The 12,661-nt window shown below is 59.7% G+C and carries 9 protein-coding genes, 1 tRNA gene and 1 pseudogene; 10 read left to right on the forward strand and 1 reads right to left on the reverse strand.

Annotated features, from left to right (window positions below):
- Window positions 1–51 precede the first annotated feature (51 nt).
- Window positions 52–1,536, forward strand: coding sequence for a pyruvate kinase (pyk, locus tag AB4Y73_RS06800; protein WP_441870188.1), 1,485 nt, complete (start codon window positions 52–54; stop codon window positions 1,534–1,536).
- A gap of 84 nt (window positions 1,537–1,620) precedes the next feature.
- Here pyk and AB4Y73_RS06805 read toward each other — a convergent pair whose 3' ends face one another.
- Entirely contained in the window at window positions 1,621–2,226 is a 606-nt protein-coding gene (locus tag AB4Y73_RS06805; protein ID WP_275213687.1) for an ANTAR domain-containing response regulator, read from the reverse strand.
- 203 nt (window positions 2,227–2,429) lie between these two features.
- Between AB4Y73_RS06805 and AB4Y73_RS06810 the strand changes: the two genes are divergently transcribed.
- The 9 genes and pseudogenes from AB4Y73_RS06810 (at window position 2,430) to AB4Y73_RS06850 (ending at window position 12,660) form a co-directional block, all read left to right on the forward strand.
- Window positions 2,430–2,511 (forward strand) — tRNA-Leu (locus AB4Y73_RS06810).
- Window positions 2,512–4,278: 1,767 nt separating this feature from the next.
- Entirely contained in the window at window positions 4,279–4,872 is a 594-nt protein-coding gene (locus AB4Y73_RS06815; RefSeq protein ID WP_441870191.1) for a hypothetical protein, read from the forward strand.
- Window positions 4,869–5,582 carry a methyltransferase gene (locus AB4Y73_RS06820; RefSeq protein ID WP_441870193.1) on the forward strand — a complete coding sequence of 238 codons (714 nt, stop codon included), beginning with the start codon at window positions 4,869–4,871 and terminating at the stop codon, window positions 5,580–5,582. Before AB4Y73_RS06815 ends, AB4Y73_RS06820 begins: the two co-directional genes overlap by 4 nt.
- Before the next feature lie 138 nt (window positions 5,583–5,720).
- Window positions 5,721–5,972 carry a helix-turn-helix domain-containing protein gene (locus tag AB4Y73_RS06825; protein ID WP_441870195.1) on the forward strand — a complete coding sequence of 84 codons (252 nt, stop codon included), beginning with the start codon at window positions 5,721–5,723 and terminating at the stop codon, window positions 5,970–5,972.
- Between the two features lie 486 nt (window positions 5,973–6,458).
- Window positions 6,459–8,879, forward strand: coding sequence for a TOTE conflict system archaeo-eukaryotic primase domain-containing protein (locus tag AB4Y73_RS06830; RefSeq protein ID WP_441870197.1), 2,421 nt, complete (start codon window positions 6,459–6,461; stop codon window positions 8,877–8,879).
- Window positions 8,880–9,316: 437 nt separating this feature from the next.
- Window positions 9,317–9,670, forward strand: coding sequence for a type II toxin-antitoxin system RelE/ParE family toxin (locus AB4Y73_RS06835; protein WP_441870199.1), 354 nt, complete (start codon window positions 9,317–9,319; stop codon window positions 9,668–9,670).
- Window positions 9,670–9,975, forward strand: coding sequence for a helix-turn-helix domain-containing protein (locus tag AB4Y73_RS06840; RefSeq protein ID WP_441870201.1), 306 nt, complete (start codon window positions 9,670–9,672; stop codon window positions 9,973–9,975). The genes AB4Y73_RS06835 and AB4Y73_RS06840 overlap by 1 nt, the downstream gene beginning before the upstream one ends.
- An 879-nt stretch (window positions 9,976–10,854) precedes the next feature.
- A pseudogene (locus tag AB4Y73_RS06845) lies at window positions 10,855–11,184 on the forward strand (DUF4236 domain-containing protein); the annotation flags it as partial.
- Between the two features lie 87 nt (window positions 11,185–11,271).
- Complete coding sequence (locus tag AB4Y73_RS06850) at window positions 11,272–12,660, forward strand: HIRAN domain-containing protein (protein WP_441870285.1); 1,389 nt, start codon at window positions 11,272–11,274, stop codon at window positions 12,658–12,660.
- Window position 12,661: the final 1 nt, after the last annotated feature.

A 12,661-nucleotide genomic window follows, 5' to 3' on the forward strand; every position in this document is an offset into this window, starting at 1 on the left:
ATTCACTTCCACAACGACTTAACCAATGCAGCACACTATTAGGGTAGGTATATGAGACGCGCTAAAATTGTGGCCACTTTTGGCCCCGCAATTGCCAGCTTTGAGAACACCTTGGCGGTGTTGGAAGCCGGCGTGGACGTAGCCCGGATGAACATGAGCCACGGCGACTATTCCGTGCATGACAACACCTATGAGAACGTCCGCAAGGCTGCAGGCCAGTTGCACAAGCCGGTGGCCATCATGGCTGACCTGCAGGGTCCGAAGATCCGCCTGGGCCGCTTCGTGGACGGTCCCCACGCCCTCGCCGAGGGTGACGTCTTCACCATCACCACCGAGGATGTGCCGGGCACCAAAGACATTTGCTCCACCACGCTCAAGAGCCTCACAGAGGACGTCAAGGTGGGCGATGCCCTGCTGATCGACGACGGCAAGGTGGCCCTGCGTGCCACCGAGGTGGACGACGTCAAAGTTGTCACGGTGGTAACTGTGGGCGGCATGGTGTCCAACAACAAGGGCATCAACCTGCCAGGCGTTGCCGTCAACGTCCCCGCATTGAGCGAAAAGGATGAGGACGACCTCCGCTGGGCCATGCGCCGCGGTGTTGACATGATTGCTTTGTCGTTCGTCCGCGACGCATCGGACATCACCCGCGTGCACGAGATCATGGACGAAGAAGGCCGCCGTGTGCCGGTCATTGCCAAGATCGAAAAGCCGCAGGCCGTGGAGCAGCTCCACGAAATCATCGACGCGTTCGACGCCATCATGGTGGCCCGTGGCGACCTCGGGGTGGAACTTCCCTTGGAGGAAGTGCCGATCGTGCAGAAGCGTGCCATTGAACTGGCCCGCCGCTGGGCCAAGCCGGTCATCGTGGCCACCCAGGTCCTCGAATCCATGATCGACAACCCGCGCCCCACCCGCGCTGAAGCGTCTGACTGCGCCAACGCCGTCCTTGATGGTGCGGATGCTGTCATGCTCTCCGGTGAGACCAGCGTGGGCAAGTACCCGATCGAAACCGTCAAGGTCATGGCCCGGATCATCGAATCCACCGAGGTCCACGGCCTGGAGCGCGTTCCTCCGCTGGGGACCAAGCCCAAGACCCGTGGCGGCGCCATCACCCGCGCCGCCGTCGAAATCGCCGATCAGCTGGAAGCAAAGTACATCTGTACCTTCACCCAGTCCGGTGATTCCGCACGCCGCCTGTCCCGCCTCCGCCCCATCAGGCCCGTGTTTGCCTTCACCCCGGTGGAGCACGTGTGGAACCAGCTGGCGCTGACCTGGGGCATCCAGCCGGTGCTGGTCCCCATGGTGGGCCACACGGACGAGATGACTGCCCAGGTGGACCGCAGCCTGCTGGAAATGAAGCTGGTAAAAGATGGTGACCTGGTGGTCATCGCCGCCGGTTCGCCTCCCGGCAAGGCCGGTTCCACCAACATCCTGAAGGCCCACAGGGTGGGCGACTTCGCAGACGCCGGCAGCCTGGGCGACAGCAGCCAAGGTGCTCCCAGGGAGAAACTCGGCCCGTGGCCGACGTCCTAGCGAGTTAAACGAGAAGAACCCCTGCCGGTTGGCAGGGGTTCTTCCGTTTAACCGCTGATTGGGTTTGTTATCCGCTGCAGCGAGTTAGTTGACCTGGTTGATGATGGTCTCAGCGACTTCGCGCATGCTGAGGCGGCGGTCCATGGACGTCTTCTGGATCCAACGGAAGGCCTCCGGCTCCGTCAGGCCCATCTTGGTGGTCAGCAGGCTCTTGGCGCGCTCCACGAGCTTACGGGTGGCGAACTGCTCCTGCAGGTCCGAGACCTCGCTTTCGAGCGCCTTGATTTCCTCGTGGCGGGACAAGGCGATCTCCAAGGCAGGGATGAGGTCCGCCGGGGTGAAGGGCTTGACCACGTAGGCCATGGCGCCGGCGTCGCGGGCGCGCTCCACGAGCTCCTTCTGGCTGAACGCCGTCAGCAGGACCACGGGGGCGATGCGGGCCTTCACGATCTTCTCGGCGGCGGTAATGCCGTCCATGACCGGCATTTTGACGTCCATCAGCACGAGGTCCGGCTTAAGTTCTTCGGCGAGCTGCACGGCCTTCTCGCCGTTGTCCGCTTCGCCTACGACGTCGTACCCCTCGCCGCGCAGGATCTCGATGATGTCGAGCCGGATGAGGGTTTCATCTTCGGCCACAATGACGCGGCGCGCCGGCTGGGACGTGGGGTTTGACTCCGTCGGTTCAGTCACGGGATCTCCTTGGAAAGGTACGGGGGAACATCACCATTTTAGGTGCGCCCGCGGCCGTACTTTGAACTGCATGGTCTGTTGCGGCTTCAGCGGCGCGATTCTGGAATTTAGCCTATCTGCATGTAGAGTAATTCCGCGTACGTGAAGCAATCGCGTTGCTCACAATCAGCTGTGGGCGTACCGGTTTGCATCGCGTATTCCGCGCCCGAGTGGCGGAATTGGCAGACGCGCCGCACTCAAAATGCGGTATCGAAAGGTGTGTGGGTTCGAGTCCCACCTCGGGCACAGCATATCCCCTCGTCAGAGGGGGTTTTTGCTTTAATGTGTGGACATTGACCCTCAGCGGGTCCCTCTGATGCTGTCCGGGGTTGTGCCTGGCGCCGCGGTCGCCTATTCGGTTGTGTGGGTGGCGGGATCAGGGTCCTCGCTGGTGGACCCTCCGTCTGCTGGAATCTAGGGTATGTGCCGTCCCCTTCTTGCTGTTCCTGTGGCCAGTTGTTGGCCTTCACCCGTTCATGGTGGGAAGTTGTGGTGACGACATGACGAAGACGAATGATGTCCGGAATCTTCCTGAGATAGCTGCCTTGGGCGAGCCAGATGTAGTTCGTTTTTCGCGTATTTGTCCGGCCAAAGGGTGCGTGCACATTGTGCACACATTTGTGCACGGATGGCTTTTCATCCTGCATTCTGATCACTCCCTCCCGGTTCAGTCTTCACACCTTCATACAGTTCTCTGATGCAGGCGACATGACTTTGCGGCCCTGGACCGTCGGTCTTTTTGGACGTTCCGGGTTCAGCGGGAACGTCATTGGCGGTATCTGGGGCTGTGGCGTCCGATCCGTCGCCAGAACGGAGGTGTGTGGGATCCGGATCTTCTTCCGGGGCAGCTCTGGTTTGGTTGATCCGACCAACCTTGGGCCCGGAGCTTGCGACGATGCTCCAGTGGGACACCGAGCATGGTTTCGACGCGGGCGAAGACGAAATCAGGTGATCTGCGATGGGTACCGCGTTTGAAACCGAATCCCGCGCATATTCCATCTATCAGTCCATCGGCTTCCTCAAGTCCGCGCCCGTGTATGAACCAATCATTTTCCTTGATATACACGGGACGCTCAAAAGGGGAAGAATCGCGCTGTGTTGGCGAGGCAGGGGGGATGGCACTGCTTTCGGGCGCTATCAATGGTCCGTCCGGTGCGACGGCGACATGATCATAGATGTGGTTTGGTGAACCTTCGAAAAGCAGACTCCCGCCCACTGTGAAGCCCCTGGCTTCGGTTCCGGCGGTTCCTTCGCGCCGGCGTGAGTGTCACCTTCACCAGTACCGCCAGCGGGCAAAGCGGTCGACTCCACTGCGATGACCAACCGGTGGCAGAAAATCTATTCGGACTGAACCTCGGCAACTCTCATCCTCAGCAGCAGGGATCCGAACGGCACGGCACCAACGCACTCGTATTCGCTGGATGCCTCCTCGAACAGCCGAACGGCGTGTGGCCGCATCTCATGCTATTCGGCAGGTCTGACCGCGATCGCGTCGGGCAGCAAGTGTGTGAGCAGGGTTCTCATCCTTGAAGAAGGGGTTCTATCCATCCAATTTAAGTGCTACGAATAGCAACACGACTCGTCCGACAGGTCAGGACAGGAGACACATGTCTCGTTCGAGCAGCGATTGAGTGTGTTCGGAGTACACGGAATACGGGAGTAAAAATGAGTCAAATCAAAATCACACGGCCAATGGCGGTTGTGTTGAGCATGCTGCTATTGATTGGTGCGGGAATTGTAGTGGTGTCAATATACTTATCTACACGGCGCCAGCTTACCGCACTCGAGTCACTCCTTCTTAGTCTCTTTCTTTGGGCCTCTGCCATAGGAATAGGCGTCATTTGCAGCTCAATTTACTCACAAAAATCCGCCCTTAGCTCCCTTGAAGAACGGGCGAAACCTGCCATCCGAAGGGTTTCAGAGCTGCTAAGGGCGTCCCAGAAGCTACATGCTCGACTGCTCCGCCATCCCATCACGTCGACCACCGGTCCGACCGGGGCTACGGATGATTCCTTGCTCCTCTTTGTTGATAACCATATCGGCGAGCTTCGCTCCGCGGTTCAGGACTGGCGCGAGTTACTCCCACCAGACTATGTGGAGGACGTTATCGCAGACGACACAACCTCCCCGGAACCAAATTCACTTTCGTGGAAAGAATTTGAGAAAATATACTTGGACCTCGCGGAGAGGTCGGGGAAGGGTGCGCTCTGGGGCGGCTACCATCCCCACTTCATGGTCGGCGTTTACCCTGCTGGTGGGATGATCGGGTACCTCTTGTGGCTGCAGTTCGGACGACGCTGTCCCATACTTGTGGCCCCCGACCCTGAAGCGCCGCAGTCAACAATCGAGGCTCTCGCCACTCGCGTGAAAGCACTTTGCCCCGGCCAAAGTCAGTATCGGTGCCTAATAGTTGACGCGTCCCTTAAAACGGGAAAGTCCATGGCGACCACGAAGATCATGGTTCAAGAAATGGCTCGCAGTCAGGATATCGATTTGGAGATCCGGACCTTGTGCCTCGTCGAGTATCCCCTTCAGGACAAACCTGTGCTGTCGGCCGATTTTGTAGGCGTTAGAGAATCAGTTCACCTGCCTTTCGCGGACGCATGAAGGCAGTAAAGCTTCCTTACCATTCCGAGCGAGTGCTGCCACCGGGTGACTCAACGCTTCTGCTACTGAGCACTCTTCCTGACCCCGAAGGTCTGCGCGTATTCGTACCCGGTTGCGGAGCAGGTATGATCCCAATCGCTCTTGCCGCTAAAGGCGCGCAGGTGACAACATGCGACATCAACCCATTCGCCGTCGAGCTGTCACTCCGCAATGCCTGTGCGTTACGGGTGGATCTGGACGTGGTCCATGCAAGCTTTCCGGATGTTTTGCCCCCTGCCGAGGGGTGGGAACTCATTGCTGCCAATCCACCTCAACAGCCTAGCGGGAAGCGGCAGTTTCCTCTTGATCATTGGGAAGATCAAGCCCATGCAGGGGGAGAACAGGGAACTTCGATTATTAGTGAGTTACTTCATTACTACGCTTCTTCACGTTCTCATGACGGGATAGCGCATTTAACAATCCTCTCGTTCTTAATAGACGAAGGTTGGATGAATACAGCAATTCGTGAAGGCCTTAGGTACTCGCAGGTGGCGACCAAGAAACACAAGAAAGGTATCGTTACCCGCTTGGGGATGGTTGAAAATCCTACTTCTTATAACGCGCTGAGCCTAAGCTCTCAGGACTACGATATTCGTATATTCCGGTTCGTCAACGGAATGAATCATGATGATCCGCCGGGCCAGGGACGGCCCGCTACTGCTGTTGCTTGACTTTTCAGACGGCTTGGAGGGTGTCCCTGGGGCTGTGGTGTCGCCGCCACGCAGCAGGATCATGCGGTTGGGCCCAGGCCTTGTCGATCTCACGTCAGCGTCTTTCCACTGGCCAAGCGTTCGGTTGACCGGGCAGTTGTGAATGCCCACAAGAAGCGCATAGTCGAAGAGGTCCGGGCCAACCGGCTTCGGGAGCTTCGCGAGGCCTCTGAGTTGACGCAGGTCGAGCTGGCTGGGCGCCTGCATGTCAGCCAGAACAGGGTGTCCCGCATCGAGCACGGCGACATTGATCGTGCCCAGGTCGATACTTTGGGGAAATACGTCGAGGCGCTCGGCGGCCGCCTTCGTGTCGAGGTTGAACTCGGCGACGAACGAATCCAAATCGCCTGAGGAACAGACACGGGCGATCCGCGACGGCAGCCCTCGTGCCCATCCAGCAACGTCTAAAAGGTGGGAAATGGGGTGTGCACAATGTGCACACCCTGGGCTTCGGACCCGGTCGTACCGGTGCCGGACCGGCCCGGATTAACGAGGTTTTCGGGGGAGCGGCGGAAATTCAAGGCCGCGAATGCAGTTCGAGTCCCACCTCGGGCACGTGTTTTCCCTGTTCTGGGGCTTGTGGGCCTCTGAGTGTGCACAATCTGTTCACTTATGGGCCCCTACGAGGCCCATTTTTGGTGGTGGCCGAGCGGCTCCTTCCTAGGTGTGGATGATGGTTCCGCGTTCTTGCCTCTTCATGGCGGGGTGGGGCCGCAGCTGCATGACTTATCTCAGGTAGGGGCCTGCGCAGTCGACGATCCGTTTGGCATTGTCAGCTTAGCTGGATGCCCGTCTTCTGATTTCGGCATGGTCGCCTCTGCCGACCACAATGGAACCGTGATTGAAGACACTCCTGAAGCTGGTGGTCAAGCTGCATTGCCGGGTCTTTCCGACACTGCAGATAGGGCGCTGAGACGTGAGCTCGACGAATTGCGCCTCGATAATGTCAGGCTGCGGAAACTCTTGGAACTCACGGAAGGGGAATCAAAGGCAGCACACCTGGCCCAGGCAGCAATTCCTTCGGTGATGCACCATGGTCCGGTAACCATGGAATCGTCCCCCGAAGCGAAAGTCCGAATGTTCCAGGACTTGTTCAGGGCCCGCGGTGACGTCTACGCAGTCCGGTGGGAAAACTCGCGGGACGGCCGCTCCGGCTGGGTTCCTGCGGTCGCCGGTGGTTGGCGCAAGGGCGCGAGCATCTCAGGTGCCAATTTCCTGCCGCTTACTCCGTTCGTTATTGCGGATCATTTGCGCGGAGTTCAGCATATTGGCCTCTATCCCTTGACTAAACAGGACACCTGTTGGTGGGTGGCGGCGGACTTTGACGGCGGCGCCGCAATGCTCGATGCGCTTGCGTACGTCAAGGCGGCTCGCTTTCGGGGTATCCCCGCAGCGCTGGAAGTGTCCCAATCCGGACGTGGCGCCCATGTATGGATCTTCTTCAGCACAGCTCTGCCGGCATCCGCAGCACGCCAGCTTGGCACCGGTCTCATCCACGAAGCGATGGCATTGCGGGGCAGCATGAGCCTGGCCAGTTATGACAGGCTCTTTCCTGCCCAGGACGTTCATTCGGGCAAGGGCATGGGGAACCTGATTGCTTTGCCGCTGAACGGCAAGCGCCGCCAGCACGGCACCACGTTGTTCCTCGACACCACGACTCTCGAACCATACGAGGACCAATGGGCATACCTTTCCAGCCTGGATCGGCTCTCGGACCGGGAGGTTCGTACGCATATCCGAGGGTTGCCTGCAGTTAGCCTGGGACAAGATGTTCGCCGGCTAGAACTGCCACAATCGTCGAAGATCGTTCCACGCCCGGCACTGATCGTGCATGCAACATTCGCGTCGCGCCTGACTCTCAAGGCAGCAGACCTTGGACCAGCGATGATCTCGGCCGTCAAGCATGCGGCGTCTATGCCGAACCCTGAGTTCTATGAACGCCAACGCCAGAGGCGACCCACCTGGAATATTCCCCGGTACCTGCGCAACTACGACGAATCGCTTGAGGGCGACCTCATTTTGCCGCGTGGGTTGCTGCCCTTATTGCTGCAACTGGTCGAATCGAGTGGTAGCTCGCTGCGCATTGATGATCAACGTGTGGAAGGCGCGGCCCAAAGCTTCGAGTTCTCGGCCCGCCTGCGCGTGGAACAACAAGGCGCCGTCGAGGCCGCCACTGCCGCCGAACACGGAGTCCTGGTGGCCCCGCCCGGCACAGGCAAGACAGTTATGGCGTGTGCTGCGATGGCGCTTCGAGGCGTCTCAACGCTCATTCTGGTTGATCGCAAAGCCCTTGCGGAGCAATGGCGCAGCCGCATCCGTGAGTTCTTGGACGAGCAATGCGGCCAAATCGGAGGTGGCCGTGCCAAGATGACGGGACGGGTCGACGTCGCGCTTTTGCCTACGCTGGCACGGCGGGAAAATGTTGCCGAGCTGACCGCCGGCTACGGTTTCGTCGTCGTGGACGAGTGTCATCACGTCCCGGCGACAGCGTTCACTCACGTTATGAACCAGATTCAGGCCCGGTACTGGCTGGGGCTGACGGCCACACCGTACCGGCGGGACAAGTTGGACTCGCTGATCTACCACCAGCTCGGCCAAATCTCACATACAATTTCCACAGCCGCTCCGCAGCAGCTGCCAACGCACGCAGACGAAATTGCCGAACCGGCGCTGACTTTGGAACTGCACCGGACCTCATACACGTACCACGGCGCCGCAGACCCCAGAGAACCGGGTGGGATCTCTGCCATCTACAAAGACTTGATCGCCAACGAGGAACGCCTACAGCAAATTTACGACGACGTCGTTAGGGCTTACGAACGGAACTCTCGAATCCTTGTACTGACGACCTGGAAAGCCCACCTTGAGTCCCTGAGGTCCCGGTTCGAGGCGGCTGGTCTGAGCCCAGTGGTCTTCACCGGGGCGATGAAAGCGAAGGAGCGACAGGCCGCCGTCGACCTTCTTGCCAGTACGGATGATATGGAGCCTTTGCTGGTCTTGGGCACCGGCTCATACATTGGAGAAGGCTTTGACTGCCCCAAGCTGGATACCCTGTTCCTTGCAGCGCCAGTGTCGTTCAAGGGCAGATTGGTCCAGTACGTCGGCCGGGTAATCCGGCCTTACCCAGGGAAAACTGTGGCGACAGTTCACGACTACTACGACGAATCAACGCCCGTACTGGCCGTATCCCTGAACAAGCGGGCTCCGGGCTACGTCTCGCTCGGGTTCCCTGATCCGCGCAAGCTCAAAAGCACATGACATCGTCCCCAAGACCGCCTAAGACGGTGTCTGAACCGTTACCACAACACTTCGGCGCCGTATTCTGGAGGGGTCACCTTCGGCCGGCCGGATACCTCTCACGCCAGTGAACTACCTGATGCCGCTTAGTATCATCGAACATGGACATGAACCTGCGTGTTTCAGAAGACGGTGAACGCCGTCCGGTGAGCCTACTGCCAAGGCTCATATCTCCAAATCAGTTCTTCTTGGTCAAGTTGCCGGTTCGGAGGTCCAACGTCACCGGCGTAAGCAAGAAATCAGCGCGGGCTTGGACTTCGTTATGCGCCACGACGCCGAGTTGCTGAAGCGCCTTGAGGATGCCTGAGTTCTCGCCCCGAGCCCTGCACGTCCAACAAGTGACGGACCTGCAATATAGCACTTGAGTTGTAGAACACGTGAGTTGTAGGATGGACTCGATGTGGAATGTTGACGTGGGACTAGTTGAGTCGTGGTTGTTAGGTCTTGACCAAGACTCGTATGAGCAGATTGTTGCTGCATTAGAGCTTCTCGCCGAGCGCGGACCTCAACTTGGTCGTCCATTGGTTGACACGGTGGTTCGTTCACGGCATAAGAACATGAAGGAGTTGCGGCCGGGATCGAGCGGGCGGTCGGAACTGCGAATCCTGTTTGCCTTTGATCCGGAACGGCGGGCGATCTTGCTTGTCGCGGGGGACAAGGCGGGTAACTGGAGCAAGTGGTACAAGACGAACATTCCGGTTGCTGATGACCTGTTCGATGATCATCTGAGGATTCCGAAAGGAGGGGCATAGTGGCGAAGTCCATGGAGGAACTACTGGCCAACCGTCCGGTTGACCGGGCAGCTGTGAATGCCCACAAGAAGCGCATGGTCGATGAGGTCCGGGCCTACCGGCTTCGGGAGCTCCGCGAGGCCTCTGAGCTGACGCAGGTCGAGCTGGCTGGGCGCCTGCAGGTCAGCCAGAACAGGGTGTCCCGCATCGAGCACGGTGACATTGATCGTGCCCAGGTCGATACTTTGCGGAAATACGTCGAGGCGCTCGGCGGCCGCCTTCGTGTCGAGGTTGAACTCGGCGACGAACGAATCCAGATCGCCTGACCAAGCGACACGGAGCGACCCGCGACGGCAGCCGACTTGCCCGTATTGCGAGGTCTCAAGAGTAGGAAAAGGGGTGTGCACATTGTGCACATCTTGGGCGCCGGATAGGGCCGTACCGCTGCCGGACTGGGCCGTATTCCGCATGTTTCCGCCGGTTCCCAGTATTTGCAAGGGCTGGAATGTAGTTCGAGTCCCACCTCGGGCACGCATAACCCCTCGTCAGAGGGGTTTTTGCTTTAAATGTGTGAACATTGACCCTCCGCGGGTCCCTCTGACACCGGCCGCGGTTTGTGCCTGGCGCCGCGGTCGCCTATTCGGTTGTGTGGATGGCCGGGTTCAGGGTCCTGGCCTGTGGGCCCTCCGGATGCTGGGATCTAGGGCTATGTCTAGTCCTTTCTAGCTGTTTCCGCTGGCCAGTTTTTGGCCTTCACCCGTTCATGGTGGGAAGTTGTGGTGACGACATGACGAAGACGAATTATGTCCGGGAATCTTCCGGGGACAGCTGCCTTGGGCGAGCCAGGTGGAGTTCGTTTTTCGCGTGTTTGTCCGGCCAAAGGGGTGTGAACATTGTGCACACCTTTGTGCACGGGCGCGTTTTCGGCCTGCATATTGATTCCTTCCTCTTGGTTCTGCCTTCGCCCCTTCATGCAGGTCTCTGCTGCAGGCGACATGACATTGCGGCCTGGACCGGCGGTTACGGGGACGTCTTGGGTTCAGTGGGACCGCCTCCGGAGGTGTCTGTGGCTGGCGTGCGATCCGTCGACAGAGTCCATGTGTGTGGGGTCCGGACTTTCTTCGTGGCAATTCGAGGGGTAGGTGGTCGCGCGGAGTGCGGCGATTTCATTGCGGTCGACTTACATTGGCACAACTTCACATGCGATGGGTCAGGGTTCGAATCTTGTGGGGTCCACGAATTGGCCCGGCGAATTGGGAGTCGATGAGACCACGCGTTCTGACTCTGACGGGCGCCGTCCCCATTCGGGATTGCTGAGGCTTAGAATCTCCCTAAGGGGGGGACAAGTGATTCCTCGTGATTGCCTATTTTGGGGGTGCGAGTTGGGGTTCCGTTACCGCAAGTCAAAGAGCTTCGGGCCTGTGAGGATCACGGCGTCGAAGCGCGGGGTTAGCGCGAGCCTTGGGGCAGGCCCGTTCCGGGTTACGAAGTCCACGACGGGCCGAACCACCAGCACAGCGAGGATCCCCGGAACGGGCGTCTCGTATGTGACCTCCAGTTCGAACCGCCGCTCGACACGGAACCCCGCTGTCCGGGCCTCTCAGCCGACTCGCCGGGAGGTCGTGCATCAGGTCATCAGCGACGAGGCCTGGCGGGACCTCCTCGCTGCCGATGGGACGGCCCCGGCATCGAAGTTCCAGCGTGACTTCGTTCGCGCGGCCGTCGCACGTGCTACTGGCAAGCGCCCGAGCCTGATGCACCTGACCTTGGGGCAGGCGGCGCGGATCCTGGAGCGGCTCGGTCAGAGCCCGGCTAAGCTGACAGGCGGCGGTCGCGGTGTGCCCGCGCTAGAGAAGACCGGGACGATTGCCCAGTGGACCTTGTTCGGGATGTTGGTGCTGATGGTGACGGTATCGTCGCCGGCGGGATTCCTGCTGGCCGCGGGGATTCTCGGTCTGATGTTCCTGTTGCGGAAGCGGCGCCGTGACCGGCAGATGTGGGAGGACGCGAGCTGGGCCGGCAGTCCGGTCAGCGCCGTAAAAGGAATCGCAGTTCCTGATGCCCGGATCGAGGCACCGGCGAATCACGCCGCGCCACAACTGGCTGCCTTTGAAGGGCAGGCACCGATCTTGCCGGTCACTCGGCCCGCTTCCCCAGACCGGGGGCGGTACCAGGTCTCGCTCGGCCGTTCGGAATGGCCGAATGTCGAAGTCGTGGGAGAGCACGCGTACAGCAAGGCGATCAAATCCGCCCTCCGCGCCAGTAAGGCGCCTGTCACTGTAGGGCGCGACAGCGAATCTGAAGGCGTTCAGGTCGAACTCGTGGCCGAGCCCGACAACCCGTATGACGTGAATGCCATCAGCGTTCGTTGGCGGAACCAGGTCCTCGGCTATCTCAGCCGCGAAGACGCGATCCGCTACGCGCAACCGATCAGGAGAATCATTGCCAGTGGGCTCATTGCTGCCACGACGGCCCGCATCTGGGCGTACGACAGCGGCGACCGCCTCCGAGCCCGAGTTACCGTCGCACTGCCGGAGCCAGAGCTGATCGTGCCGCTCAACGAGGCGCCGACTGGCGTCAACACCCTTGTACCCTGGGGGTCAGCGATTCAAGTCCTCAAGGAAGAGGACCATTTCGACATCCTTTTCAACCACGTTCCACCGGAAGGGGTCGGCCTCCTGCTAGTAAGTCTGCACAGGGTGATCCGCATTCTGAAGAACGGCGTCGAGCGTCCGTTTGTCGAGGTGCGGCTCGATGGCGAACGCGTAGGTGAGCTCAGCAACATCACTTCTGCGCATCTGTTGCCGCTGCTCGAGCACACCGAGATAGCTGGGGAGTCGGCTCTCGCCTACGCAAAAATTTCCGGTTCTGCCCTTGCTGCCCAGCTCGTGCTGCACGCCGCCAAGGCCACGGAGATCAGCAACGATTGGCTATCCGCCGGGCCGCACTCCGCGCCGAAGCTCCTCCCAAGGTCCACAGAGTATGACGTTCCTCCCGCTTACGCCATTTAGG

This window comes from Pseudarthrobacter sp. TAF60_1 (assembly GCF_052113505.1).
Lineage (GTDB): Bacteria > Actinomycetota > Actinomycetes > Actinomycetales > Micrococcaceae > Arthrobacter.